22 protein-coding genes are annotated in these 25,521 nt (G+C 71.5%); 14 read left to right on the top strand and 8 right to left on the bottom strand.

All coding sequences use genetic code 11. The annotated features are described in order from the left end of the window. Positions 1–37 precede the first annotated feature (37 nt). Both ACVW07_RS13025 and ACVW07_RS13020 read left to right on the top strand, forming a co-directional pair. On the top strand, positions 38–952 hold the full coding sequence (locus ACVW07_RS13025; RefSeq protein ID WP_456819658.1) for a putative adhesin: 915 nt from the start codon (positions 38–40) through the stop codon (positions 950–952). 154 nt (positions 953–1,106) lie between these two features. Further along, a complete protein-coding gene (locus ACVW07_RS13020; RefSeq protein ID WP_456819657.1) occupies positions 1,107–1,862 on the top strand; it encodes an ABC transporter permease in 756 nt (251 codons plus the stop codon). Positions 1,863–1,964: 102 nt separating this feature from the next. On the opposite strand, the gene ACVW07_RS13015 is transcribed toward ACVW07_RS13020, so the two are convergent. After that, positions 1,965–2,777, bottom strand: a complete 813-nt coding sequence (locus ACVW07_RS13015; protein WP_456819656.1) for a COG4705 family protein — start codon at positions 2,775–2,777, stop codon at positions 1,965–1,967. Positions 2,778–2,833: 56 nt separating this feature from the next. Between ACVW07_RS13015 and ACVW07_RS13010 the strand changes: the two genes are divergently transcribed. Continuing rightward, positions 2,834–3,508: a response regulator transcription factor gene (locus tag ACVW07_RS13010; protein ID WP_456819655.1), complete on the top strand. Its 675-nt coding sequence runs from the start codon at positions 2,834–2,836 to the stop codon at positions 3,506–3,508. Here ACVW07_RS13010 and ACVW07_RS13005 read toward each other — a convergent pair. Together ACVW07_RS13005 and ACVW07_RS13000 are read right to left on the bottom strand one after the other, a co-directional pair. Further along, positions 3,484–4,863: a sensor histidine kinase gene (locus tag ACVW07_RS13005; protein ID WP_456819654.1), complete on the bottom strand. Its 1,380-nt coding sequence runs from the start codon at positions 4,861–4,863 to the stop codon at positions 3,484–3,486. The genes ACVW07_RS13010 and ACVW07_RS13005 overlap by 25 nt on opposite strands. Positions 4,864–4,868: 5 nt before the next feature. Beyond that, positions 4,869–5,660, bottom strand: a complete 792-nt coding sequence (locus ACVW07_RS13000) for a COG4705 family protein (protein ID WP_456819653.1) — start codon at positions 5,658–5,660, stop codon at positions 4,869–4,871. 649 nt (positions 5,661–6,309) lie between these two features. Here ACVW07_RS13000 and ACVW07_RS12995 point away from each other — a divergent pair. The 6 genes from ACVW07_RS12995 (at position 6,310) to ACVW07_RS12970 (ending at position 15,395) form a co-directional block, all read left to right on the top strand. Continuing rightward, entirely contained in the window at positions 6,310–10,446 is a 4,137-nt protein-coding gene (locus ACVW07_RS12995; RefSeq protein ID WP_456819652.1) for a polymorphic toxin-type HINT domain-containing protein, read from the top strand. Then, the gene (locus ACVW07_RS12990; protein ID WP_456819651.1) at positions 10,443–10,886 is read left to right on the top strand and encodes a hypothetical protein; all 444 of its coding nucleotides are present in this window, start codon (positions 10,443–10,445) and stop codon (positions 10,884–10,886) included. The genes ACVW07_RS12995 and ACVW07_RS12990 overlap by 4 nt, the downstream gene beginning before the upstream one ends. Positions 10,887–11,014: 128 nt before the next feature. Beyond that, positions 11,015–11,509, top strand: coding sequence for a hypothetical protein (locus tag ACVW07_RS12985; protein ID WP_456819650.1), 495 nt, complete (start codon positions 11,015–11,017; stop codon positions 11,507–11,509). Between the two features lie 80 nt (positions 11,510–11,589). Continuing rightward, positions 11,590–13,185, top strand: a complete 1,596-nt coding sequence (locus ACVW07_RS12980) for an FG-GAP-like repeat-containing protein (protein WP_456819649.1) — start codon at positions 11,590–11,592, stop codon at positions 13,183–13,185. A 126-nt stretch (positions 13,186–13,311) separates the two neighbouring features. Further along, positions 13,312–13,824, top strand: coding sequence for a hypothetical protein (locus ACVW07_RS12975; RefSeq protein ID WP_456819648.1), 513 nt, complete (start codon positions 13,312–13,314; stop codon positions 13,822–13,824). A 62-nt stretch (positions 13,825–13,886) separates the two neighbouring features. Continuing rightward, positions 13,887–15,395, top strand: coding sequence for a S1 family peptidase (locus ACVW07_RS12970; protein ID WP_456819647.1), 1,509 nt, complete (start codon positions 13,887–13,889; stop codon positions 15,393–15,395). 306 nt (positions 15,396–15,701) lie between these two features. On the opposite strand, the gene ACVW07_RS12965 is transcribed toward ACVW07_RS12970, so the two are convergent. Further along, positions 15,702–16,184, bottom strand: a complete 483-nt coding sequence (locus ACVW07_RS12965) for a DUF305 domain-containing protein (RefSeq protein WP_456819646.1) — start codon at positions 16,182–16,184, stop codon at positions 15,702–15,704. Between the two features lie 432 nt (positions 16,185–16,616). Here ACVW07_RS12965 and ACVW07_RS12960 point away from each other — a divergent pair, with 432 nt between their 5' ends. Continuing rightward, the gene (locus tag ACVW07_RS12960; protein ID WP_456819645.1) at positions 16,617–17,372 is read left to right on the top strand and encodes a response regulator; all 756 of its coding nucleotides are present in this window, start codon (positions 16,617–16,619) and stop codon (positions 17,370–17,372) included. Then, positions 17,369–18,502, top strand: a complete 1,134-nt coding sequence (locus tag ACVW07_RS12955) for a HAMP domain-containing sensor histidine kinase (protein ID WP_456819644.1) — start codon at positions 17,369–17,371, stop codon at positions 18,500–18,502. The genes ACVW07_RS12960 and ACVW07_RS12955 overlap by 4 nt, the downstream gene beginning before the upstream one ends. A 15-nt stretch (positions 18,503–18,517) precedes the next feature. Here ACVW07_RS12955 and ACVW07_RS12950 read toward each other — a convergent pair whose 3' ends face one another. The 3 genes from ACVW07_RS12950 to ACVW07_RS12940 form a co-directional block, all read right to left on the bottom strand. Then, a complete protein-coding gene (locus tag ACVW07_RS12950) occupies positions 18,518–19,942 on the bottom strand; it encodes a 4Fe-4S binding protein (protein ID WP_456819643.1) in 1,425 nt (474 codons plus the stop codon). A 47-nt stretch (positions 19,943–19,989) separates the two neighbouring features. Next, positions 19,990–20,499, bottom strand: coding sequence for a hypothetical protein (locus ACVW07_RS12945; RefSeq protein ID WP_456819642.1), 510 nt, complete (start codon positions 20,497–20,499; stop codon positions 19,990–19,992). Positions 20,500–20,643: 144 nt separating this feature from the next. Beyond that, positions 20,644–21,009 (bottom strand): hypothetical protein, encoded by a 366-nt coding sequence (locus ACVW07_RS12940; RefSeq protein ID WP_456819641.1) that lies wholly within the window; start codon positions 21,007–21,009, stop codon positions 20,644–20,646. A 10-nt stretch (positions 21,010–21,019) separates the two neighbouring features. Between ACVW07_RS12940 and ACVW07_RS12935 the strand changes: the two genes are divergently transcribed. From ACVW07_RS12935 to ACVW07_RS12925, 3 genes are all read left to right on the top strand, one after another. Continuing rightward, a complete protein-coding gene (locus ACVW07_RS12935) occupies positions 21,020–21,835 on the top strand; it encodes a hydrolase (protein WP_456819640.1) in 816 nt (271 codons plus the stop codon). A 132-nt stretch (positions 21,836–21,967) separates the two neighbouring features. Continuing rightward, positions 21,968–22,288, top strand: coding sequence for a hypothetical protein (locus ACVW07_RS12930; protein WP_456819639.1), 321 nt, complete (start codon positions 21,968–21,970; stop codon positions 22,286–22,288). Then, positions 22,288–22,878 carry a class I SAM-dependent methyltransferase gene (locus ACVW07_RS12925; RefSeq protein WP_456819638.1) on the top strand — a complete coding sequence of 197 codons (591 nt, stop codon included), beginning with the start codon at positions 22,288–22,290 and terminating at the stop codon, positions 22,876–22,878. The genes ACVW07_RS12930 and ACVW07_RS12925 overlap by 1 nt, the downstream gene beginning before the upstream one ends. Positions 22,879–22,891: 13 nt before the next feature. On the opposite strand, the gene ACVW07_RS12920 is transcribed toward ACVW07_RS12925, so the two are convergent. Further along, on the bottom strand, positions 22,892–25,471 hold the full coding sequence (locus ACVW07_RS12920; RefSeq protein ID WP_456819637.1) for an MMPL family transporter: 2,580 nt from the start codon (positions 25,469–25,471) through the stop codon (positions 22,892–22,894). Positions 25,472–25,521 lie beyond the last annotated feature (50 nt).

The following is a 25,521-nucleotide window of genomic DNA, read 5'->3' as shown; positions in this document are numbered from 1 at the left end:
CCGAGCGCCGTGCCGAGGGCTCTGCGATCCTGGCCGCATGCCGCAGGGGACGAGCAGACGCCGGTCGCCGGACCGCGCGGAGCGTGAGGTCGTCGACACGTCGGCCCGACGGCCGTCCGTGGTCGCCGCAGCGCCGTCGGGGGTGCCGTCGCTCGTCGCGCTCCAGCGGACAGCGGGCAACGCCGCCGTCGCCGCGCTGCTGGCCGGCCCCGGCGCCGAGCGCGGCCGATCGGTGGCCGGCCGCGCGGTGCAACGCAGCCGGATCGACCTGGACGGCGAGCCCGTGCCAGGCACGCAGGAGGAGCAGACCGGCCTCTTCCAGCAGACGGTGGCGCAGCAGCTCTACCCGGACCGAGGACCTTCGGTGCTGACCACCCTGCACGACGCGTTCACCGCGCTCCCCGCTCGGACGCCGTGGGACGAGACGCAGATGGCGTGGCTGCAGAAGACCTTCCACCAGGTGTACGGCACCGTGATCAGCGGGCACGGCGCCCTCAACCGGCAGATGCTGGCCAAGCAGCCAGCCGAGGGCACCCGGCGCCGAGCCGTCGGCACGACGTTCACCGTTCCGCAGGGCGTGCACCTGTTCTTCTACCTGCCCGACGGTGCGCTCCTGGAGCAGCGGGTCGCCAACGCCATCGAGCTGGGGAACCCGCCGTCGGCCGGCGACGTGCATCTCCTGCAGAACGGCGGGTCGGTGAAGAAGCCGGTGCCGGACCCGTTCCCCGAGGTCGTCGGGCCGGGCGAGCAGGCGGAGAACTACACCGTGAGCCCACCGCTCAACCTCACGGTCCGCGGCGGCGCCGTGACTGTCGCCGAGAACACGCTGCTGTCCACGCTCCTCGAGAGGATCGCCCGGGCAGGGGGCGGGATCGTCCACTTCGCCTGCTGCAAGCGCACGCTGCCGGGCCGCAGGGACTGGACCGGTTACCTGCTGGAGTTCAGGTCGTAGCCCAGGGCACTCGGACGTCGACGAGGTCCTCCAGCCCGGCGACGTGCGCCGGGCGGTGGGTGCGGAGCGTGGCGCCGTGCGGGAGCGCCGTCGCGGCGATGTGCGTTCGCTCGCCGTAGCGTTCAGGCGTGGAGCGAGCGCCGGGTCGGGCACCGTGACCGCCGCTCCCGTCGGGAAGCTGGCCGTCGCGCTGGTCACGCTCGTCGCGATCACCCTCGGGACGCTGAGTCTGGCGCGCGTGGACGTCCGTCGCGACGCACTCGTCGCGGTCGCGCGAGCAGCGGTCCAGCTGACCGTGGTCGCCCTGCTGATCGGCTGGGTGTTCCGGCATCCCGAGGCGACGGTGCTCTACCTCGCGCTGATGCTCGGCGCGGCCGCCTGGACGTCGACGCGCCGGATCGGCCTCGGCCGGGCATCGTTCGCTCCGCTCCTGCTGGCGATCGCTGCCGGTGCGACGGCGGCGGTCGTGCCGGTGCTGGCCAGCGGGGCGTTGCCGACGCGCGCCGAGACGGTCGTCCCGTTCGCCGCGCAGATCGTCGGAGGTGCCATGACCGCTGCGAGCCTGGCGGGAGGCCGGCTGAAGGACGACGTCGCCGGCGAGTGGGACGTCGTCGAGGGATGGCTCGCGCTGGGCGCGAGGCCCCGACAGGCCGTCGCGACCCAGGCGAAGCGCGCTGTTGCTCGTTCCCTCGTCCCGGCCCTGGACCAGACGCGGAACGCCGGCATCGTCGTGCTGCCGGGCGCGTTCGTCGGCCTGCTGCTCGGCGGCGCATCGCCGGCGGAAGCCGCCCAGGTCCAGCTGCTCGTCCTCGTCGGGCTGCTCGCCGCGGAGTCCGTCGCGGCCGTCGTCACGGCGCGTCTGCTTGCCGGACGGGTCGGGGCTCGTCGACCCGGGCCGTCCGGGGGCTGATCGCTCCGGGATCCACCGGGCTCGGAGCGTCCCCGCTGACTGCCCCGGCCGCCACGCCGGTGAGAGCGGACGGGCCGGTTCCGGCGACGGGTGCGTACCCCGTCACGCGTCGGCCACGGGCACCGGGTCAGGCTGTGCCGTCTCGACGTCGCGCTGGGTGATCGACAGGTAGACGACGATGCCCGCGATCGCCACGAGGAAGACCAGGCTCGTCACCGTGGTGCCGAGCCCGAGCCCGCCGTCGGCCTTCGGCTGCGAGAGCAGGTCGCCGATGGAGGCGCCCAACGGACGGGTCAGGATGTACGCCGCCCAGAACGACAGCACCGCACCGAGCGCGAAGCGGTAGTGCGCCAGAGCAACGACACCGAGGGCTGCGGCGAAGAGGGCGACCGAGGCGAGGTAGCCCAGGCCGAGGCCCTCGGCGAGCAGGTCGCCGGCGGCGGTGCCGAGCGCGAACGTGAACAGGATCGCCAGCCAGTAGAAGGCCTCGCGGCGGGTGCTGGTGATCGAGTGGATCGAGAGCGTGTGCTCCAGGCGGTGCCAGACCGCGAACGTGACGGCGAGGGCGACGGCGAAGACGACGGTCGTGACCCACAGGGGCACCCCGTAGCCGTCGACGAGGTTGTCGGTGATCAGGGTCCCGACGACGCTGATCAGGACGACGGCCAGCCAGTACAGAGGTGCGACGTAGCGGGAGGCGCGGAACTGCCCGACCAGCGTGATCACCAGGAGGGCACCGACGACGAGGCTGGCGACGCCCAACGTCATGCCCAGGGTCTCGGTCAGGTAGTCGGCGAACGTCTCACCGACCGTCGTGGCCAGCACCTTGATCACCCAGAAGAAGACGGTGATCTCGGGAACCTTGTTCAGCACGCGCCTCGCGGTGCTCGGGCCTGTCGGGGCGTTCGATGTCATGGGACGTACGCTCACGGAACGATGCTGAGGATCCCCTGAAAGCAGGTGCCGACCACGTGAAGGTGCTGGTCGTCGAGGACGAACCCGCGATCGCCGATGCCCTGCGCCGGGGGTTCGAGAGCGAGGGGATGGCCGTCGACGTCATGGCCGACGGCGTCGACGGACTGTGGGCAGCGACCGAGAACCCCTACGACGCGATCGTCCTGGACCTCATGCTGCCGGGGATCAGCGGCAGCGACGTCCTCGTCGGTCTGCGGGAACGCGGTGTGTGGACGCCGGTGCTCGTGCTGACGGCGCGAGAGGGGGACGAGGTCGAGATCGGGGTGTTCGACCGGGGCGCCGACGACTTCCTGGCCAAACCGTTCTCGTTCGAGATCCTCCTGGCCCGCCTGCGCGCACTGGTGCGACGCGGCGCACCGGAGCGCCCGGTGGTCCTGTCGATCGGCGACCTTCGCCTCGAGCCTGCACGTCGTCGGGTCGCGAGAGGCGGGAGCGAGATCACGCTGACGCCGCGCGAGTACGGCGTCCTGGAGCTCCTGATGCGGCGCGGCGGCGACGTCGTGACCAAGTCGGAGATCCTCGACAACGTGTGGGACTCGGCGTTCGAGGGCGACCCGAACGTCGTCGAGGTGTACATCAGCTACCTGCGCCGCAAGGTCGACACCCCGTTCGGACGACGGTCCATCGCGACGGTCCGAGGGATGGGCTACCGGGTCGTCGACGAGGACTGAGCCCCCGGGAGCTCGACGACGAACGCGGCACCGCCCAGGTCGGACTCGACGACGCGCACACGGCCGCCGTGCGACCCGGCGATGCCGCGGACGATGGCGAGCCCGAGGCCGGAGCCCCCCGCCGAGCGCGCACGGCCCTCGTCGAGCCGGACGAACCGGTCGAAGACGAGCTCGCGGTCCGGTGCGGCGATGCCGTCCCCGTCGTCTGCGACCTCGACCAGCGCCCACCCGTCGGCGCCGCGGACAGACAGCCGGACGCGACCGTGCGCATGTCGGACCGCGTTGTCGGCGAGGTTCTGCACCGCGCGCACCAGCTCGCCGAGGCTTCCACGCACGCGGACAGGCTCCGTGGACACCTCCACCGAGATCCCCGCCGGCGGACGCAGGGCGAACCCGACACGTTCGACGACATCATCGAGGTCGACGTCGTCGTCCCTCCCCGGCGCACCGCTCTCAGCGGTCCGGGCCAGGACGAGCAGGTCGTCGACGAGCTGCTGCATCCGTTCGTTCGAGGCGCGGAGCACGCGGGCCGTGGCTCGCCAGTCCTGGTGCTCGGGGTCGTGGGCAGCCACGTCGAGCTCGGCACGCGCGGCGGCCAGTGGGCTGCGAAGCTCGTGGCTCGCATCGGCGACGAACCTGACCTGAGCCTGTTGTGCCGCGTGCAGCCGGTCGAGCATCCCGTTGAGCGTCACGGCCAGCCGCGCGATCTCGTCGCCCGTCTCGGGGACGTCGATCCGGGTGTCCAGGTCCGCCTCACCGATCTGGGCCGTGCGTGCTCGGATCTGCTCGACGGGGCGGAGGGCGCGTCCCGTGAGCAGGTAGGTGACCACGCCGACGACGGCCACGAGGAGCGGGACGGTGACGAGCATGGCCTGCGCGGCGTCCGTCACGGTCTCGTTGCCGTCGGCGTAGGACTGCCGCACGATCACCGTGTCGACGCCGGTGACACCGTCGACACCGAGCGCGACGGTGACGTAGGGGCCCTCACCGGGTCCGGGGACCTCCGCGCCGGACACCTGCACCGGCCGGTCGGCGGGAGCGGGTTCGGCCGTCAGCGGCGGGTAGCCGGCGAGATCCGGGCTGGCCGCGACCACCGTGCCTGAGTCGACGAGCTGGATGGAGGCATCGTCGCCCGGCCCGGGCTCCAGGTTGAGACCGTCCGTGACGGCGCCGTCCGCCGTGAGCTCGGCGGCGACGTCGTGCGCCCGGGTGGTCGCCGCCGAGACCGCGTTCCGCTCGACCGAGGCATGCAGCACGACCAGCAGGCCGAGACACGCCAGGACGAGAGTCACCGCAACAGCGCCCATGGCCACCATCGCCGACCGTGCGCGGACGGTGCGCAGGTGCCGAACCATGCCGGTCACGCTAACGTCCGGGGCTCCGCTCGTCGGTCGAGCGTCATCTTCAGCACCAGCGCGACGATGGCCAGGCTCAGGACGAGCGCGACTCGCCCGGAACCGAGCCCGAGACCACCCCGCTCGGCGGGGACACCGAGCCAGTCGGCGAACGAGGCCCCGACGGGACGGGTCATCACGTAGGCGAACCAGAAGGCGAGGACGCCGTTCATGCCGAACCAGCGATAGCCGACCGCCGGGATCAACAGCATCGCGCTGAACACGAGCCCGGCGGTCAGGTAGCCGAGGTGGAGCGTCACGGCGAGCAGGTCACCGGCGGCTGTCCCCAGCGCGAAGGTGGTCATGACGGCCGCCCAGTAGAAGAGCTCGCGACGACCCGTGCGGATGCTGTGGATCGAGAGCGTCTTCTCCGTGACCGACCACAGGACGAACACCACGGCGAGGGCCACGGCGAAGAACGTCGTCGACACGGCGTACGGGACACCGAGGCCGACGTGCACGACGTCGGCAGCCATCGTGCCGAACACCCCCACCATCGACACGGCGAACCAGTACCTCCACACCACGTACCGACGCGCGCGGAGCTGGATCGTCAGAGCCACCGCGAAGGCCACGGCACCGAGGAGCACCGCGACCTCCGGCGGCATCGCACGCACCAGGAAGTCGGACGCAGACTCGCCCATCGCCGTCGTCAGCGCCTTCGTGACCCAGAAGATCGCCGCGACCTCCGGGACGCGGCTGGCGGCTCGCGGGACCGCTCGGGGCAGGTGCACTGCGGTGGGTTCGCTCGTCGACATGTCGGGGACGATGGCCGGTCGAACCTTCAGATTTCCTGAGGGCGACTCTCGCGAGGCGGGCTCGCCGGTCACGATCACCGCGACGACGGCTGTTCCCCGAGGTCCTGCATGCGCGCCGGTCGGTCGTCGCTTCCCGGGGAGTGCCGCTTCAGGTGACGTGGAACGGGCCGCTGACTGAGGGCGTTCCGTCCTCCCGTGTTGTCACAGGCGTCACCCGGATGCCACATCAGCCGTCCGGGTGAACGAGCGTGGCGGGGGCGGACGGTGCGGCCGGGAGGGGGCCGCGCCGGGCCGTGGCGGACGCTCGTCGTCGAGGGTGGCCGTGATCTGCGCGGACGCCGAGCTGGGACGTCGTAGCGGGCCTGGTTCGTGGCTGGTGCAGGGGTCCGGTGGCCGAGCTCACGGACGAGTGTTTGCCGGGACCTGCCGGGTCGGTTGGTCGAATGTTCGTTCGGAGTCATCGCCAAAGCGCTCACCTGTGACCCGTCTGGCACCTACGGTGACGTGGTCCGCTCCCCTCGATGGTGTTCTGGCGTGCCGGTTCTTGTCGGTTCGTTGGGGTGCTGTTGCGGGCGGGTGGGTGTTCAGCGGGTGGTCGCCGGGTGGGTGGTTGTCCGACGTGGTGGGTCGGTCTGAGGGGGAGCTCGTGGTGGGCGCTGCTGTGCGGTCGTTGGTTGCTGGTGTCGTGGCGGTGGTTCTGGGCTGCACGGTGGGCGGGTTGCCTGCGGTCGCGGTCGAGGACGGCGCCGGGGTGGCTGACCGGTCGTGGGTGGTGTCGTTGGTGGCGTCGGGGACGCCGTCGGTGCGGCGTGCGGCTGAGGCGGCGTTGCTGGGGTCGGACGAGGATCTGGCGGCGTTCGTGGATGCCGGGTTCGAGTCGGCGTTGGCGGAGGACTACCGGGCTTCGGCGCAGGTGCTGGCCAGCACGGATGGTCCGTCGTTGAAGGCTGCGGCGGTGGCGGCGCTGGCCGGTTCGGATGCGTCGTTGCGGGAGTTCGTCGACGGGGGGTTCCGCACGGCGTGGACCGCGGACGAGCGGTTGCGGGTGGCGCGGGCGCTGGACAGCGGCGGGCCGGCGACGCGGGCGGCGGCGCAGGCGGCGTTGGCCGGTGATGCGGCGGCGTGGTCGCAGTTCTTGTCCTCGGGGTTGGCGGCGGCGCGGTATGCCGATGAGCGGCTGATGGCCGCGACGATGCTGACCGGTGCGGCGAACAAATCCGGCGCGGCGTTGGACGCGGCGGCGCAGGGCGCGTTGGCGGGCACGGCGGAGGATCTGCACGAGTTCTTGGCGAACGGTCAGTTCGTGGCGCGGGCCCGGGATGCGGAGCTGGCCACGGTGCGAGGGCTGACCGAGCAGGCCCGGCAGGCCGGTGCGGTGACCGCGACCGAGGCGGCGGACGCGACGGAGGCTTCGGCGCGGGCGGTGTCGGCGGCGGAGCGGGCCAAGGCCGCGGCGGGTGAGGCGTTGGCGCAGGCGGGTGCGGCCGGTGGTGCGGCGGACGGCGCGTCGGCGGCTGCGGGTCGGGCCGCGGACGCGGCCGCGGCGGCGGAGGGTGCTGCTGCGGAGGCGGTGTCGGCCTCGAGTGCGGCGTTGCGGGCGGCGCAGACCGCGGCGGACGGTGCCCGGCAGGCGACGGCGGCGGCGTCGTTGACGGCGCGGGCGGCGGCGGCGGCGCAGTCGGCGGCGGCGGCGGCCCGCACGGATGCGGGTAAGGCGTCCGCGGCGCGGGTCGCGGCGCAGGCCGCCCGGGACGCCGCGGCGCAGCTGGTGGTCCTCAACGAGGTCAAGGCGCAGCGGGACGCGGCGTTGGCGCAGGCCCGCACCGCGGCGGGTGCGGCGTTGAGTGCGTCGGTGAACGCCGATGCGGCGGCGGTCGCGGCCGACTTGGCCTCGAGGCAGGCGGGGGTCTCGGCGGCGCAGGCGAAGCGGACCCGGGCCGCGGCGGCCTCGGCGAAGGTGCAGTCGGCCCGGGCGGCGAGTGCGGCGCAGCGGGCGTTGGGCTTCGCCGAGGACGCAGCGGCGGCCTCTGATGAGGCGTTCGAGTTCGCCCGGCAGGCCGGTGAGCACGCCCGGCTGGCGGCGTTGGCCGCCGACGAGGCGGCCGGTGCGGCCGGGGACGCGTCGGTGGCTGCCGCCAAGTCCGCCGAGCACGCGACGGCCGCGACCGCGGCCTCGCAGGTCGCGGTCGCTGCCGCGGCCGCGGCGGTCGAGGTGGAGAAGCTGGCCCGGGAGGCGGATGCGGCCCGGTTGGCGGAGGCCACCGAGCAGGGTGTCGCCGACGCGCAGGCCGCGGTTGCCGACGAGCAGGCCGCCGCGGCGGCGGGTGGGGAGCTGGCCGGGTGGGACCGGGCGGTGTTGTGGGACACCGCCGAGGACGCCCGCATCCCAGCGGCCACCCAGACGCTGCTCACGGAGGCGGGCGCGTCGGGCGCGTCCACGCAGACGGTGCTGGACAAGGGGCGTCGGGCGGCGTTGGCGTTGATGTCCACCGGTGGGGAGTGGACCAAGGCCGCCGCGGCCGAGGCGCTGGCCGGTGACGAGACCGTGCTGCGGTCCTGGCTGAGCCAGGGCCGGGTGGCGGCGGCCGGGCAGGACGACCGGGCCCGGGTCTGGCACCTGGTCGACACGTTGCCCGAGGGGCAGCAGAAGGTCGCCGCGCGGGCGTCCCTGGACGGTGACGACGCCGCCGTGGCCACGTTCCTGCGCACGAGGGCCTACCCGCGCAAGGCCGCCGACGACCGGCTCGCGCTCGCGCGGATCCTGGCCGCCAAACCCGGACCGGCCCTGTATGCCGGGACCCAGAAAGCACTGGCCGGGACCGCCGCTGCGGCGCACGAGTTCCTGCGGGCCGGGCAGTACACCGCCCGGGCGGCCGACCAGCGCGTCGAGATCGCCCGGGTGCTGGACGCCGGCGGCCCGGAGGTCAAGGCCGCCGCCCAGGTCGCCCTGGCCGGACCCGCCTCGTACGGGTCGTACTTCCTGACCGTGGGCCAGTTCAAAGCAGCCCAACGCGACACCGAACAGACCGCGCACGTGCAGGCCGTGCAAGGCCTGGTCGCCCAGGCCCAGCAGTACGCCCAGAAAGCCGTCGGTGACGCCGCCGAGGCCCGCCGGGTCGCTGCCGTCGCCGCCGGCGCCGCCACCGAGGCAGCCGCTGCCGCCGACCAGGCCGCAGCCGCCGCACAACAAGCCGCCGGCTACGCCGCCACAGCCAACCAGTCCGCCGCAGCCGCCAAGACCTCCGCCGACCAAGCCGCCGCCTCCGCACAAACCGCCAAGAACGCAGCAGCCCAAGCACAGGCGTCCGCGAACAACGCCGCACGCTCCGCCTTGACCGCATCGGCGGCGGCCAAGCGAGCGAGCGTGGATGCAGCTGAGGCGCAGTGGGCGAAGCAGGATGCGCGGGCGGCTGCTGACAGCGCCGGCTCGGACGCTGCTGCCGCGAACCAGGCAGCCAACGAAGCAGCGGCGACTTACACCGCCCGGCTCAAGCAGTGGGAGGTAGACGACCGACGCACCGAACCCGGCACCGGACCCGACGGCGTCGGAGCCGCGATCGACACTCAGCGGTACTGGAGCTGCTTGACCTCCGTCGACACCGCACTCGGCTCGCCCGACGTGTGCGTGGACGGGTTCAAGGCATTCGGGCAGGTGATGCTGGACCCGGCCAAGTGCGACGCGCCGTCAAACCGGGACTCGTTGGGCTGCCAGATGTATGGCGAGTTCAGACAGTTTCTGGGAGACAACAAGGAGCTGATGTGGGACGTCGCGCAGCTCGCCCTCGGGCTGTGCGGGCTGGTCCCTGCGGTCGGCGAGGTGTGCGACGCGTTGGACACGGCCGTCTCCGCGGCCCGCGGCGACTGGGGTGGCGCCGGACTCTCGCTACTTGCCATGGCGCCGATCTTGGGCGCCGCAGCAGGCGGCGCCAAGGTGGCCAGGCTGACAAACAAGCTTCGAGAGTACGTCGACACGATTCTCAACGGGCTGACGGCCGGTAGGCGAGCGAACCTCGACGACATCCCGCTGGGCGCCGTCTGCCGAGCCGGGAACAGCTTCGGTGCCGACACGCCCGTGCTCCTGGCCGATGGCCAACGTGTACCAATTTCGGAAATCACCGTAGGCGACGAGGTCATCGCCACCGATCCAACCTCGGGGATGCAGGGCAGCAGGACTGTAACCCGGGTGCTGATGCACCAAGACGACCTGTTCGAGTTCGAGGTCGACGGTGACCTGATCGTCACGACGGAAGATCATCCTTTCTGGTCCGTCTCGGACAAGAAGTGGGAAGGCACCGAAGACCTCCGACTCGGGGAAAAGGTGCTTGCTGCCGACGGCAATACCCTGACGGTCACCCGTGCGGTCGACCTCAGCACCCGCCGGCTCGGCGCTGCGTACAATCTCACGGTCGCGGACCTCCACACTTACCACGTAGGGCTCGTCGACGTTCTCGTCCACAACTCGGATGGGATTGACCTTTCCGGCGCGACGGAATGGACCGCGGGGGGGAAGTTTCCGGTGGGCGGTTCGCGGGATGCTGGGGGCCCGGCGGACGGGATTCTGTTCCGAACGCAGAACGGCAAGATCAGCAACTACGCGGTCTACGACTCTGACGGTGTCATCGTGAAGCGTGTCGACCTGGTCGGCGCCGCGCACGGGGGCGTGCCCACACCGCACGTGCAGGAGTGGACACGCGACGAGGCCCCGGACGGTCGCCTCTTTCCCAGGCAGCTGAGTCATGCGACGCCGGCAGGTCCGGACGACATTCCCAAGGGATGGTGCCTATGACCGATCGACCTGTGTTGAATCTGCGGGAGTTCAACGACCTGAACGTCTTTTTGCGCGACGCTGCCGCTGACCCTCGTCCGTACATGGAAGCGACGATCTCTGCGTCCATGCTCGCGGCCGTCATCTGCTTCCTTTCTCCGCCGTTCATCGAGTACCGAGGAGCGGTGCTGCTCGAGTTTGCGTTCGACCAGGCGGTGGTCGACGACTGGTTCACGCGCTTGGGGGACGTGGCGGATGTCGAGCGCATTTCGAACCATGTCCATGTCTGGGACTTGCTGCCCAGCGCAGGGTTTTCCGAAGCGGAGGCGCAGCGTCTTGCCGAGCCCATGGCATGGTTTTGGCGGTCGGCACTCAGATACGAGTACCCGGACCGCGAGTTCATCGTGCAAGCCGTCGAAGACGGCTCATACGGACCTGAACTGACATTCTTTCAGGGCTGAACCGCTCTTTCTCTGGCCAAAAGACGGGTGAGCGATTGTCGTCCACGCGGCCGTGTGCGTAATCCAACCCTGCAATCCAGTTGTCGGACCAATGATCGATAGGAGTGATGGTGAAGAGGTTGGTGGGTTTGTTGGGGTTGCCGGTGGTGGTGGCCGGTGTGGTGGTGGCGTTGAACGGTGGTGGGGCGGCCGTCGCTGCCGGTGAGCCGGGGACGGAGGTGCAGTCCTCGTTGGTGGAGGACTTCGCCTACCCGGGGGCTGAGGCGATCTGGGCTGAGCATGGTCTGAAGGTGTTCAAGGGTGACGGTCACATCCAGGTGGTCTCCTCGGGGGAGCCGTGCGCGCCGGGGCTGATCCAGGTCGAGTCGATGCCGGACGTGGACCCCTATCTGGGGTACTTCTGCTTCGGCACGTCGGGGGCGCGGGGGTTCTTGACCTTGGAGGTGCCCAACACGTTCCTGCTGCGCGGTGGCGACAAGCCGGTCGCGGCCACGGCGAAGCTGCCCGGTGAGGCGTTGGAGACCTACACGGTGCCGGCGAACACCTCGGTGGCCGTCGACCCCGGTGAGGGTGAGCAGCGGCCGCAGGCGATCTTGGTCGAGCTGCGGTTCGGTGCCTGGTGAACCGGCCCAGCAAGCACAACGAGCACAGCGCGGGCAGCGGGCACAGCGGGCGTGACGGGTGTGAGGAGAGCAGAGGGTTGATGGGCGTGCGCAAGGGCTGGGCGGTCCGTGTCGGTGCGACCGCGGCGGTGCTGGTCGGGGTGGGGGTGCCGGCCGCGTACGCGGTGACCGGTTCCACGCCGACCGGGGCGGTCGCGGCCGCGACGGTGAAGGTCGACGTCGGCGGCAAGGGCGCCTGCTCGGGTGCGCTGCTCAGCCCCGGGTGGGTGATCACCGCGAAGTCCTGCTTCGAGCAGACCACCGGCGCACCGCTGGTCAAGGGCGCCCCGACGCTGACCACCACCGCCACGATCGGACGCGTCGACCTGACCGGGTCCGCCGGCACGGTCGTGGGCGTGACCCTCCTGGTGCCCCACCCCGACCAGGACGTCGTCCTGGCCAAGCTCGCCACCCAGGTCAACGACGTCGCCCCGGTCAAGGTCGCGACCACGCCCCCCGCCACCGGCGACACCGTCACCGTGACCGGGTACGGGCGCACGGCCACCGCACTGGTGCCCGACACCGCACACGCCGCCGCGTTCACCATCACCGACGTCGCCGCCGCCACCCTCGACCTGCAGGCCGACGAGACCGGCGCGACCATCTGCAAGGGCGACGCCGGCGGACCCACACTGCGCACCACCAGCACCGGCATCGAGCTGCTCGCCCTCCACCACAGCGCCTACCAAGGCGGCTGCCTCGGACAGACCACCACCCGACAAGGCGCCACCGACACCCGCCTCGACACCCTGCGCGACTGGATCACCCAGAACACGCGCAGTGCTCAGGGGGCCGACTTCGACGGCGACGGCAAGGCCGACGTGTTCTGGGCGAGCCAGGCCGACGGCCGCTGGCGGATGTCGTACGGCGGCACGACTCCGTGGGCGGCGGTCAACGGCGCCCCGGGGATCCGCACGGACATGCTCCGGTTCGCCGACTTCGACGGCGACGGCAAGGACGACGTGTTCTTCGCCAACCCGTGGGACGGGCGGTGGATGGTCTCGTACGGCGGCACGGGCGGTTGGGTCACCGTGAACAACGCGGGCGTCCCGAACGACCAGCTCGCCCTCGGCGACTTCATGGGCGACGGCAAGGCCGACGTGTTCTGGGTCCGCCCCAGCGACGGCCTCTGGTTCGTCTCGGACGACGCGGTCGGTGGGTGGCGTCAGATCAACGGCGCCCCCGGGATCAGGACGGACCAGCTCCGGATCGCCGACGTCAACGGCGACGGCAAGGACGACGTGTTCCTCGCCAACCCGTGGGACGGGCGGTGGATGGTCTCGTACAGCGGCACGACCGGATGGGTGACCGTGAACAACGCGGGCGTCCCGAACGACCAGCTGGGTCTCGCCGACCTGACGGGCGACGGGAAGGCGGACGTGTTCTGGGTCCGCCCCAGCGACGGCCTCTGGTTCATCTCCGACGGGACGGTCGGCGGCTGGCGGAACATCAACGGCGCCCAGGGCATCCCGGCAACCATGTACCAGCTCGCGGACATGAACGGCGACGGCAAGGCGGACGTGTTCTTCGCCAACCCGTGGGACGGGCGGTGGATGGTCTCGGACGCCGGCACGGCCGGGTGGACGAGCGTCAACGGAGCCGCGGAGGTCCTTCCGGACCGGGTGGCGGTGCGCTGAGCGCCGTACGACGGGCGCAATGACGGTCAGCGGGGCGGAACCTCGACGGTTCCGCCCCGCTGACGTGCAACGAATGGATTCCAGCCGTCAGCGGTGGCAGATGCCGCGTGATCGATCGGAGTGACAGTGAAGAGGCTTGTGGGTCTGTTGGGTGCGTCGGCCGTCGTGGCCGGTGTGGTGGTGGCGGTGAACGGTGGTGGTGCAGCCGTAGCTGCCGGTGAGCCGGGGACGGAGGTGCAGTCGTCCTTGGTGGAGGACTTCGCCTACCCGGGGGCTGAGGCGATCTGGGCTGAGCATGGTCTGAAGGTGTTCAAGGGGGACGGTCACATCCAGGTGGTCTCCTCGGGGGAGCCGTGCGCGCCGGGGCTGATCCAGGTCGAGTCGATGCCGGACGTGGACCCCTATCTGGGGTACTTCTGCTTCGGCACGTCGGGGGCGCGGGGGTTCTTGACCTTGGAGGTGCCCAACACGTTCCTGCTGCGCGGTGGCGACAAGCCGGTCGCGGCCACGGCGAAGCTGCCCGGTGAGGCGTTGGAGACCTACACGGTGCCGGCGAACACCTCGGTGGCCGTCGACCCCGGTGAGGGTGAGCAGCGGCCGCAGGCGATCTTGGTCGAGCTGCGGTTCGGTGCCTGGTGAACGGGCACAGCAAGCACAACGAGCACAGCGCGGGCAGCGGGTGTGCGGAGAGCAGAGGGTTGATGGGCGTGCGCAAGGGCTGGGCGGTCCGTGTCGGTGCGACCGCGGCGGTGCTGGTCGGGGTGGGGGTGCCGGCCGCGTACGCGGTGGCCGGTTCCACGCCGACCGGGGCGGTCGCGGCCGCGACGGTGAAGGTCGACGTCGGCGGCAAGGGCGCCTGCTCGGGTGCGCTGCTCAGCCCCGGGTGGGTGATCACCGCGAAGTCCTGCTTCGAGCAGACCACCGGCGCACCGCTGGTCAAGGGCGCCCCGACGCTGACCACCACCGCCACGATCGGACGCGTCGACCTGACCGGGTCCGCCGGCACGGTCGTGGGCGTGACCCTCCTGGTGCCCCACCCCGACCAGGACGTCGTCCTGGCCAAGCTCGCCACCCAGGTCAACGACGTCGCCCCGGTCAAGGTCGCGACCACGCCCCCCGCCACCGGCGACACCGTCACCGTGACCGGGTACGGGCGCACGGCCACCGCACTGGTGCCCGACACCGCACACGCCGCCGCGTTCACCATCACCGACGTCGCCGCCGCCACCCTCGACCTGCAGGCCGACGAGACCGGCGCGACCATCTGCAAGGGCGACGCCGGCGGACCCACACTGCGCACCACCAGCACCGGCATCGAGCTGCTCGCCCTCCACCACAGCGCCTACCAAGGCGGCTGCCTCGGACAGACCACCACCCGACAAGGCGCCACCGACACCCGCCTCGACACCCTGCGCGACTGGATCACCCAGAACACGCAGGCCCCGCCGGTCAAGGGCGCGCCGATCAAGTTCGTGTACACGGTCAACGGCGGCCAGGTGTGGGAAGCGGCGTCGAGCAACTGGTGGAAGAACCTCAACTCGGGGATCCCCACCTCGGGCCCGCTCGCGGTGCTGGAGATGGACGGCGTCAAGTACGTCTACACCGTGATCAACGGCCAGGTCTGGGAAGCGGCGTCGAACAACGGGTGGAAGTACCTGAACTCCGGGATCTCGACCTCCGGCCCTCTGGCGGTCACCGCGATGGGCGGCGTCAAGTACGTCTACACCGTCAACGGCGGCCAGGTCTGGGAAGCGGCGTCCAACAACGGGTGGAAGAACCTCAACTCCGGGATCGCCACCTCCGGCCCCCTCGCCGTGACCTCGATGGACGGCGTCAAGTACGTCTACACCGTCAACGGCGGCCAGGTCTGGGAAGCCGCGTCCAACAACGGATGGAAGAACCTCAACTCGGGGATCGCCACCTCCGGCCCCCTCGCCGTGACCTCGATGGACGGCGTCAAGTACGTCTACACCGTCAACGGCGGCCAGGTCTGGGAAGCCGCGTCCAACAACGGATGGAAGAACCTCAACTCCGGGATCGCCACCTCCGGCCCCCTCGCCGTGATGGCCATGGACGGCGTCAAGTACGTCTACACCGTCAACGGCGGCCAGGTCTGGGAAGCCGCGTCCAACAACGGGTGGAAGAGCCTGAACTCGGGAATCTCGACGTCAGGCCCGCTTGCGGTGCTCGATCTGCCGTCGGGCTCCTGATCGCTGCCGACTGAGGAGATCACTCCCGTGCCCCCGTCAGGCGAACGCCTGACGGGGGCACGGGAGTGAAGGGCTGACGGGCGGGTGCATCCGTATCAGCTCGCCCGCGGCGGCACCTGCGATGGTGGAGGTGCCCGATCGGGGCCCAGGAGACCGAGCGCCCGGCATCCGCACGGGCAGCGCGAAGCCCTTCGTCGTCGTCGTCGTGGATGCAGAAGCCGATCACGACGCGCGTCACCTGCGGAGCTCTTCCGCCACCACCACGTCGAAACGTGCCAGGTGTCCCCCACTGACTGAGGGCATCCCTCACAGCCCGTTGAGCAGGGCCGTCATGGTGGCGATCTCGGCGCGCTGGTCCGTGCTGATCTTCGTGGCGAGGCTCAGGGCGTCGGGGTTGGAGCCGTTGGCGAGCTCCTGCTCGGCCATCGCGATGGCGCCCTTGTGGTGGGCGATCATCAGGTCGAGGAAGCGTCGGTCGAAGTCTGCTCCGGTCGCGCCGTCGAGGTGCCCCATCGCTTCGTCCTGGGACAGGCCGTTCATGGTCATGCCGTCCATGTCCATGCCGTCGTGGTCCATGCCGGGCATGGCCGACCCGGTGCTCTCGTCCCAGGCGTCGAGCCACCCTGTCATGAGGTCGATCTCGGGGCCTTGCGCCTGGGAGATGCTGTCGGCCAGCTCGCGGACCTCCGCTGTGCTGGCGTTCTTGGCGGCGAGCGCGGCCATCTCGATCGCGCCCTCGTGGTGGACGATCATCGCCTGAGCGAACTGGGTGTCCGTGTCGTTGTGCACGGCGGCGGAGGTTGTTGTGGCCGCGCTGTCCTGACCTTCTGTGGCGCTCGGCTCTGTGGTGGCGCAGGCCGCCAAGGTGAGCGCGAGTGCAGCGGCGGCGCCGGCTGCGGTCAGACGGCGTGGTCTCCTGCGACGGGTCATCGTGGCGTCTCCTCGGTGGATCTCGGTGCTCAGGTCGTCGGTTCGGTGGTGGAGGTCTGCTCGCAGCAGCTCATGGCGTGCGCTCCAGTGGGTCGGTGCCCCGGGATCGGCGGCTCGGTGGAAGATCCCGGGCAGTGCGGGGATGGCGGTGCACGGTTCGGCGGCCGGTTCGCGGGCCGTCTTCCACCATCGGTGCTGAACTCCCCACGGGGGAACGCGGATCGCTGAAGATTCGATGAAGGTCGCGGCCGACCCCCGTGTGCCGACGTCGGGCGGCCCCTGACGCGCAGAATGAGCCGGGTGACCAGCCGTCCAGATCCGCTCCCCGACCGATCGGACCTCCCCGTCGCGCCGCGGCGGGCGGTGGTGGTCGACGACGAGGTGCCGCTGGCCACCGTGATCGGCAGCTACCTCAGACGGGACGGCTTCGAGGTGCGCCTGGTCCATGACGGGTCCTGCGCCGTCGACGTGCTCCGTGAGGTGGATCCCGACGTCGTCGTCCTGGACCTCGGTCTGCCCGGCCTGGACGGCGTGGAGGTCTGCCGGCGGCTGCGGACGTTCTCGGACTGCTACGTGCTGATGCTGACGGCGCGGGCCGAGGAGGTCGACACGCTGATCGGGCTCTCTGTGGGGGCCGACGACTACATGACGAAGCCGTTCAGCCCACGCGAGCTGATCGCCCGGGTCGGCGTGCTGATGCGCCGTCCCCGCCGGATGCCGACCGCACCCGCGGTCCCTGTTCCTGTGCTTCGGGTGGGGGACCTCACGATCGACCCGATCGGCCGGGAGGCTCTCCGCTCGGGAGCCGCGGTGCTGCTGACCCGGACCGAGTTCGACGTGCTGGCCGCGTTGGCCGCCGAGCCGGCCCGCGCGTTCACCCGCCGGGCGCTCATCGAGGCGGTCTGGGGGGCGGGCTGGGTCGGCGACGAGCACCTCGTGGACGTGCACGTGCTGCACGTCCGCCAGAAGCTCGGCGACTCCGCCGATCGTCAGCAGTACGTCCGGACGGTCCGAGGCGTCGGGTACCGGGTGGGGACAGGACAGTGAGCGGCTGGTGGGCGCGCCGAGGACTCGCCGCGCGGCTGCTGGCGGCGCTGGGTGTCGTGACGCTCACCGGCACGCTGACGGCGTGGCTCGTCGCGGACGCGATCGCACCGCCGGTGTTCCACACGCACATGGTGCGGGCCGGCATGGACATGCAGGGGCCTGGCGTCACCCACGCCGAGGAGGCATTCACCTCGGCGTTCGCACTGTCGCTGGCCGTCGCCCTGCTGGCGGCCCTCGCGGCGTCGTTCGCAGTGAGCGTCGTGCTGACCAGGCGGATCGGCCGTTCCCTCACGTCGCTGACGGCAGCGGCCCGCCGCGTCGGCGCCGGCCACTACGACGCCCCGGTCACCTCCGCCGGGCTGGGCACAGAGTTCGACGAGCTCGCCGCCTCGTTCTCCGCGATGGCGCGCCGCCTCGCCGAGGGCGAGCGGTTGCGGACGCGGCTCCTGGCCGACGTCGCGCACGAGGTGCGCACCCCGGTCTCGACCATCGACGCGTATCTCGAGGCCGTCGAGGACGGCGTGCAGCCCCTCGACGACGCGACCGTCCGCCTGCTTCGCGAGCAAGGGCGACGCCTCACCCGGCTGGCCGACGACCTGGCCGCGGTGACCAGGGCCGAGTCGGGAGACCTCGTCCTCGACATGGCCAGGACCTCGGCTGCGGACCTCGTCGGCTCGGCGGTCCGAGCCGGCGCCGAACGAGCGGCGGCGGCAGGGGTCCACCTCGCGGGTGACGCTGCACCAGGAGCTCCCGACGTCGACGTCGACGTCCATCGGCTGGCTCAGGTCCTGGACAACCTCGTGACGAACGCAGTGCGGCACACACCACGTGGGGGCCACGTGACGCTGTCGGCGGAGGCTGACAGGGCTGGCTGCCTGGTCGTCCGTGTGAGCGACGACGGTGAGGGGATCGGTGCCGCGCACCTGCCCCATGTCTTCGAGCGCTTCTACCGGGCGGACACCGCCCGCGACCGCGCCCGCGGAGGGTCAGGAATCGGCTTGGCCATCAGCAAGGCCCTCGTCGAGGCGCACGGCGGCACGATCGCCGCCGACAGCCCCGGCCTCGGCAGCGGGGCGACGTTCACGGTCGTGCTGCCACCCACCGGCCACGTCGCGGCAGAACGGCGCTGACGTGCACGTCGGACGTCACATCCGGTGGGCCATCGGCAGCAGGAAGAGCCACACGTTCACGATGCTGAGCAGCGCGATCACGGCGAGGTACGGCGCGGTGGTGGCATGCCGGCGAGCCGGTGTCCGGTACCGCCGGTAGGCGATCCGCTTCACCGCGTAGACGGAGGCGAGCGTCCCCAGCCCGAGCAGCCCGAACTGCAGCGCCTGGATCGTCCCGGCTCCGACCAGGGCGGCGTCACCGGTGACATCCGCGCCGAGCATGCCCATGGTGGTGTAGTAGACCGATCCGCCTTCGGCGAGCAGGTGGAACAGGTTGTGCGCGAGGTGTCCCGCCACGTCCAAGGGGATCAGTGCGTACCCGAACCGGGCGAAGTTCTGCCACGTGCTCTCCAGGTTGGCCTGCGCCGCGACACGGCTCGCAAGGGTCAGCAGCCCGAGGGGCAGCGACACGGCGAGCGCGAACGCGACGGTGAAGATGACGGGGTAGCTGGTGACGCCGGTCAGGGTGGCGATCTCGTCGAGGACGTCCTGCCAGACGCTGAGCATCGTGACGTTCTGGATGAGGACGATGCCCATGATCGCCATCGCGAGCGCGGACTGCTCGGTCTTGGGTTTGGCGATGAACCACAGCTCGGAGGTGGGCTTGCGCAACCGGACGGCGATCGCGTCGTTCGGGCAGGACTTGAGGCAGTTGGCACACAGGTTGCAGTTCGCCGAGTCCTCCATCGTCCGCGGGAAGGCGAACAGCGGGCACCCGGCGACCTTGTCGGTGCCGTTGTAGCAGGCGGCCTTCGCCGAGCAGGTACGGCAGATGGCGGCGTCGGCGCGCAGCTCGACCATTCCGGTGCGCGCGTAGTTGCCCGCCAAGCCTCCGAGGAAGCACAGGTACCGACAGAACGTGCGCCGCTGGAAGAACGCGCCCGACACGATGACGGCGGTCGTCAGGAGGAGCAGCAGGACTCCCGACCCGAACGGTGACTCGACGATGCCCCACACGTGGTCGGCCCAGGTGATGGCCAGGAACGAGGCGTCGATCAGCCATATCCCGTAGTTCTTCAGGAACCGGGGGACTGGTTGGTTGACCCCGACCCACTTCTGCACCGTGTCCGAGATGAGTCCGAAGGGACAGACGGCGCACCAGAACCGCCCGAGCAGCACGAAGACGATCGGGATGACGGGCCACCACAGCACCCACATGAGTGCGGTGCCGGCGTTGTCGTGTGCGACGTCGGGCCCCACGAGGAGCTGGAACGCGACCAGCCCGAAGACCGCGGTGACCGGTATCTGCAGGATCTTGGGGTACCAGCCGCTGCGCAGCATCCGAGCGACCCAGGGGACAGTCATGAGGTCGTGACCGACGCGCGGCGGGCTCAGGTCGGGCGTGGCGTCCGGGTCCTCGACGACGGCGCCCTCCTCGACGGTCGATGCGTCGGCGGTCACGAGGTTTCCTTTGCTCGGTGGGCCATGGTGTCTCTCGCTGGTCCGTGTCAGGCGGTCGCCGGGGCGCCCTGATGGCGCCGGGGACGCAGGCGGTTCGTGCGACGGCGCCGCGCAGCGGTCAGGAGGACGGCGGCATTCACCGCACCGAAGGCCGTGAGCACCACCATGCGTGCCCGTCCGAGGCTCGGACGAGCGGCACCCTGCTCATCCCCCGGCGAGGACGTGTCGTCGTGGTTCATGCCGGCCATCTGGTCCATGTCGTGCGGTCCCTCGCTCCTGGTGGGGGCGCTCCCGTGGTCCATGCCGGCCATGTCATCCATGCCGTCCATGCCGTCCATGCCGTCCATGTCGGGCGATCCGTCCTGCGCAGCGGTAGCCACGCTGCGGAGCCCGGCTCCGGCGTCCGTGACGTGGGGCACGGCCGGTGTGTCCGGGCCGGCCTGCTCACGCGTGAGCGTGTCGGCGGTGGCCCAGCCTGGGGCGGCGGGAAGGAGGAGCAGGAGGCTGACGCCGGCGGCTGCGGGGAGGCGGTGCAGGTGGTGGTGGCGTCGGCGCATCCTGATCTCTCCACTGGTGGGGTGCGCCTACCTTCCAGTGGACACCCCCGCAGGTCGTAGGACTTCAGGTCCCTACGGCGCGATCTCCATCAGACCTTCATCTCGGATCCCGGTGGCTCTCGGGCCCGTCTGCCCGATCGAGGCCTAGGAGCCCGAGCGCCCGACGTCCGCACGGGCAGCGCGAAGTCCTTCGTCCTCGTCGTGGTGAATGTTGAAGCCGATCACGACGCGGGTCACCTGCGTGTCCCGCCCGCGGAGCTGCTCCAGGGAGACGCGCACCGTCGGCGCGCCGAGTCGCACCTCGAGGTCGTGGTCGCCGATGTCCGTCGCGGTACGGAGCCATCTGCGGCGTAGCTCGTCGCCGACGGGGAAGTCCCACTCGTACGACCCGCCTGTCCTGGCGAGGATGCCGGCCAGCAGCAGTCCACCCCACCGCGGATCAGCCGCTGCTAGTGCTACTGCTCGGCGGATGGCCGGGAGCACGCCGACGACGTGGGTGCCGCGTGCCATGCTCGACGCCATGACGTGGTGGATCTGCCGCACCTGCGCCGTGGAGAGCTCCGGACGGCCCGACGTGTGCCCGATCTGTGCCGACGAGCGCCAGTGGGTGCCGGCCGACGGCACGCGCTGGACCACGCTCGACGAGCTGCAGGCAGAAGGTCATGAGGTCGAGGTCGTCGAGCTCGAGCCCGACCTGTTCGGCCTCTCGGCGACGCCGGGTGTCGGCATCGCGCAGCAGACCAAGCTGCTCCGCACGCCCGCGGGAGTGCTGCTGTGGGACCCGATCGGCTACCTCGACGAGGAGGCGGTGGCGGCCGTCAGGGCGGTCGGGGACGTCGTCGCGATCGTCGCCAGCCACCCGCACATGTACGGCGTGCAGGTCGAGTGGAGCCGCGCTCTCGGCGGTGTCCGGGTGCTGGTCGCCGAGGCCGACGCCGGCTGGGTGCAGCGACCCGATCCGGTCGTCGAGACGTGGAGCGGCGAGCGGGAGGTGCTGCCGGGCGTCGTCCTGTCGCAGCCCGGCGGGCACTTCCCCGGCAGCGCGGTGGTGCACTGGGCGGCCGGTGCGCACGGCCGGGGCGTGCTGCTCGCCGGGGACACGATCATGGCCAACCCGGACCGCACGTCCGTGAGCTTCATGCGCAGCTACCCCAACCGGCTCCCGCTGTCGGGCCCGGTGGCCCTGCGGCTCGCGGAGCACGTGGCCCGGCGGCCGTTCGACCGGCTCTACAACAACTTCCAGGACGTCGTCCCGGAGGACGCTCTGGGCGTCGTGCAGCGGTCCGCCGAGCGGCATGCGGCGTGGGCCCGCGGCGACTTCGACCACCTCACATGAGGATCGACCCCGAGGACGGAGCGTCGTGACCCCGACCCGGGCAGATCTGCCCGTCCCTGTCGCCTGCTCGCTCGTGCTGCCCGAGGCTGACTCCTCGCTGCGCGACCCTGGCCCCTGCGTCCGGACGTCACCATGACGAAGAACCGTGGGACGTCGGCGGAGGACTTCCTGACGCGGAACCTGATGTCGCGGCGCAAGGCGTGGCTCGTCGCAGCGGGTGTGCTCCTCGTCGGCGTCGCGTTCGGCGTGGTGCGGTACGTCACCGGGTGGGGTCTGGCGGACGCGATCCGGTCGGGGGCGTACCTCGTCCTCGGCGTCGGCTGCGGCCTGACGGTCAACCAGGTCGCCACGCGTCGCCGCCTTCGACGACGGCAGCGCGCGCCCCGGCAGCCCTCGCCAGCCCCGCAGCCAACGGCACCGCGCCCGCCCGGGGACGACGCGGGCCGGGCCTGATGAGCGACGTCGCCGGGTACTGGGACGGGCAGGCCGCGACCTTCGATGAGGCCGCCGACCACGGCCTGACCGACCCCGTGGTGCGCGCGGCCTGGCGCCGGCTCCTCCTGCCGCTGGTTCCCACCCCGCCGGCGCGCATCGCCGACCTGGGGTGCGGCACAGGCAGCCTCGCAGTGCTCCTCGCCACCGCCGGCCACGACGTCGCCGGCGTGGACCTCGCACCCCGGATGGTCGAGCGGGCGAGCGCCAAGGCCGCGGCCGTGGGCGTCCGCGCGCAGTTCCAGGTCGCTGACGCGGCGGACCCTCCGTGGCCGGACGGCTCGTTCGACGTGGTGCTCGTCCGGCACGTCCTGTGGGCGATGCCGGACCCCGATGCCGCACTCGCCCGCTGGGTCGGGCTGCTGGCTCCCGACGGCCGGCTCCTGCTCGTCGAGGGGCGGTGGTGGACGGGCGGCGGGCTGGCCGCCGACGAGGTGGCGGCCCTCGTCCGGAAGCACCGCGACGAGGCGACCGTGACCGCGCTCGACGACCCGGACCTCTGGGGCGGACCCGTGGACGACGAGCGCTACCTGGTGGTCAGCCGCCGATGACGACGGCGGCCGGTCAGACGGTGGCCGCCGGCTCGACGCCGACCGCGGTCTCGTGCTCGTGCGGGTGGTGCCGCTCCAGGGCGGCACCCTCGACGTCGACGTCCGGCAGGAGCCTGTCGAGCCAGCGCGGCAGCCACCACGCCCGGTCCCCCGCCAGGTGCATCAGCGCGGGGATGAGGACCATGCGGACCACGAACGCGTCGACGAGCACGCCGAACGCGAGCGCGAACCCGATGGGCCGGATCATCGCGGAGTGCGAGAACACGAACCCGCCGAACACGGCGATCATGATGATCGCGGCCGCCGTGACGACGGACTTGCCGGACCGCAGACCCTGCACGACGGCGATGCGTGCGGGTGCGCCGTGGGCATACGCCTCCCGCATGCCGGAGCCGAGGAACAGCTGGTAGTCCATCGCGAGGCCGAACAGGATGCCGACCAGGATCGTCGGCAGGAAGTTCAGCACGGGGCCGGGGGTCGCGACGCCGAACACGCCCCCGAGCCAGCCCCACTGGTAGATCGCGACGACCCCGCCGAGTGCCGCGAAGAACGACAGGATGAACCCGAGGGTCGCGACGACCGGCACGAAGATCGACCGGAACACGAGCACCAGGATCACCATCGACAGCCCGACCACGACGAGCAGGTAGGTCGGCAGCGCGTCGGCCAGCGTCGCCGAGACGTCGATGTTGCCGCTGGCCTGGCCGGCGACGCCGATCTCGACACCGCCGCCGAGGGTCAGGCCACGCAGGGTGTTGACGAGCTGTTCGGTGGACTCGCTCGTGGCGCCCTCAGCGGGGACCACCTGGAACGCGATCGTCCTGCCGTCCTTCGACGTGCCGAACGGGGCGACGGCCTCCACGTCGTCCTGCTCGAAGATCTGCCGGGCGATCTCGGCCTGCGTCGTCGTCTCCTCGCCCGCGGCGGGGGCCTCGGGCAGCGAGGCGACGACCAGCAGCGTCCCGTTCTGGCCTTCGCCGAACTGCTCGGCGATCGTCGAGTACGCGTGGTACTGGGTCGACTCGTGCGGCTCGGTCGCACCGTCGGGCAGGCCGAGGCGCAGCTCGAGCGCGGGGAGGGCGACGACGACGAGCGCGCCGACGCACGCGAGCGCGCGCAGGACGGCGCCGGGGGTCGACATGGGGCGCAGCGGCTTCGTGGGCTCCGCCGCCGGCAGGACGCCGTCGTCGGTGCTCGGGACCACCGCCGCGCGCTCGCGGCGGTTCAGCACGCGCCTGCCGATCATCGCGAGCAGCGCGGGCGTCATCGTCACCGCGATCAGCACGGCGACGAGCACGCAGAACGCGCCGACGGTGCCCATGAGCCCGAGGAACGGGATGCCGGTGATGTTGAGCGCGAGGAGCGCGATGAGCACGGTCGCGCCCGCGAACACCACGGCATTGCCGGACGTGCCGTTCGCCAGGCCGATCGACTCGTGCACGTCGTAGCCCTGCTTCAGCTGACGTCGGTGCCGGTTGATGATGAACAGCGAGTAGTCGATGCCGACGGCCAGGCCCAGCATGACGCCGAGCATCGGGGTGACCGACACCATCTCGACGACGCCCGACAGGGACATCGCGCCGAGCGCGCCGATGGCCACGCCGACCAGGGCGGTGAGGATCGGCAGGCCGGCCGCGAGGAACGTGCCCAGCATGATGACGAGCACCACGCCGGCGACGAGCACGCCGATGACCTCACCGGGCCCGAGGAGCTCGGGCACGCCGCCCGCGATCTCGGCGGAGAAGTCGGTCTCGACACCGTCGATCGGCTCGAAGTCCGCCATCAGGGCGTCCTTCGTCTCCTGGGGGAGGTTCATGGCCGCGTCGGTGAACGTCACGGGTGCGACCGCGGCGCTGCCGTCCTGCGAGACCAGGCGGATCTCGGCGGCCATGTCGAGCAGCGCGGCGCCGGCCTCGAGCTGCGGCTCCTTCGCGTCGAGGTCCGCCTTTCCCGCGTCGATCGAGGCCTGCTGCGCCTCGACGGCGGCCCGCTGGGCGTCGAGCTGGGCCTGCTGCGCGTCCAGCTGTGCCTGCTGCGCGTCCAGCTGAGCGCCTGCACCTGCACCCGCGGACTCGGCCTGCGCCCGCGCGGCGTCGAGCTGCGCCTTGCCCGCGTCCAGCTGCGCCTGGCCGGCCTCGAGCTGCTCCTTGCCCGCGTCCAGCTGCGTCTGGCCCGCCTCGAGCTGGCCGCGGCCCTGCTCGATCTGCGCGCGCCCGTCCTGGACCTGCTGGCCCTGCTCGTCGAGCTGCGCCTGCGTGGCGAACGGGTCGATGACCCCGTCGACGCCCGGGATGTCGGACACCCCGGCGATCTGCTCCGAGATCGCGGCCTGCTGCTCCGCGGTGAACGGCTCGCCGTCCGTCGTGGAGAACACGATGGTGCCGGAGCCGCCGGCCGCCTCGGGGAGCTCGGACGCGAGCGTGTCCGTGACCTCGGCCGTCGGGGTGTCGGGGATCGAGAAGCTGCTGGCGAGCGTGCCGCCGCCGACGGCGAACGCGACGCCGACCGCGACGAGGACGGCGAACCACGCGGTCACGACGAGGCGTGCGTGGCGGGCCGAGGCACGGCCCAGGCGGTACAGGAGCTCAGCCATGGTGGTCTTTCCGATCGGGGTTGTCGACGGATGCAGGTTATACGACAACT

The sequence above is a fragment of the Cellulomonas sp. URHB0016 genome (assembly GCF_054057935.1).
The sequence above is the reverse complement of the archived record's forward strand: the minus strand, read 5'-3'. Positions and strand labels throughout refer to the sequence as shown.

What these genes read in the sequence shown, in the direction of transcription:
- ACVW07_RS12925 (WP_456819638.1), top strand. Translation starts at nt 22,288, where the DNA reads ATGAGCGACGTCGCCGGGTACTGGGACGGGCAGGCCGCGACCTTCGAT.
- ACVW07_RS12930 (WP_456819639.1), top strand. Translation starts at nt 21,968, where the DNA reads ATGACGAAGAACCGTGGGACGTCGGCGGAGGACTTCCTGACGCGGAAC.
- ACVW07_RS12940 (WP_456819641.1), bottom strand. Translation starts at nt 21,009, where the DNA reads ATGGCACGCGGCACCCACGTCGTCGGCGTGCTCCCGGCCATCCGCCGA.
- ACVW07_RS12945 (WP_456819642.1), bottom strand. Translation starts at nt 20,499, where the DNA reads ATGCGCCGACGCCACCACCACCTGCACCGCCTCCCCGCAGCCGCCGGC.
- ACVW07_RS13005 (WP_456819654.1), bottom strand. Translation starts at nt 4,863, where the DNA reads ATGGTTCGGCACCTGCGCACCGTCCGCGCACGGTCGGCGATGGTGGCC.
- ACVW07_RS12935 (WP_456819640.1), top strand. Translation starts at nt 21,020, where the DNA reads ATGACGTGGTGGATCTGCCGCACCTGCGCCGTGGAGAGCTCCGGACGG.
- ACVW07_RS13000 (WP_456819653.1), bottom strand. Translation starts at nt 5,660, where the DNA reads ATGTCGACGAGCGAACCCACCGCAGTGCACCTGCCCCGAGCGGTCCCG.
- ACVW07_RS13015 (WP_456819656.1), bottom strand. Translation starts at nt 2,777, where the DNA reads ATGACATCGAACGCCCCGACAGGCCCGAGCACCGCGAGGCGCGTGCTG.
- ACVW07_RS13025 (WP_456819658.1), top strand. Translation starts at nt 38, where the DNA reads ATGCCGCAGGGGACGAGCAGACGCCGGTCGCCGGACCGCGCGGAGCGT.
- ACVW07_RS12980 (WP_456819649.1), top strand. Translation starts at nt 11,590, where the DNA reads ATGGGCGTGCGCAAGGGCTGGGCGGTCCGTGTCGGTGCGACCGCGGCG.
- ACVW07_RS12920 (WP_456819637.1), bottom strand. Translation starts at nt 25,471, where the DNA reads ATGGCTGAGCTCCTGTACCGCCTGGGCCGTGCCTCGGCCCGCCACGCA.
- ACVW07_RS12990 (WP_456819651.1), top strand. Translation starts at nt 10,443, where the DNA reads ATGACCGATCGACCTGTGTTGAATCTGCGGGAGTTCAACGACCTGAAC.
- ACVW07_RS12960 (WP_456819645.1), top strand. Translation starts at nt 16,617, where the DNA reads ATGAGCCGGGTGACCAGCCGTCCAGATCCGCTCCCCGACCGATCGGAC.
- ACVW07_RS12970 (WP_456819647.1), top strand. Translation starts at nt 13,887, where the DNA reads ATGGGCGTGCGCAAGGGCTGGGCGGTCCGTGTCGGTGCGACCGCGGCG.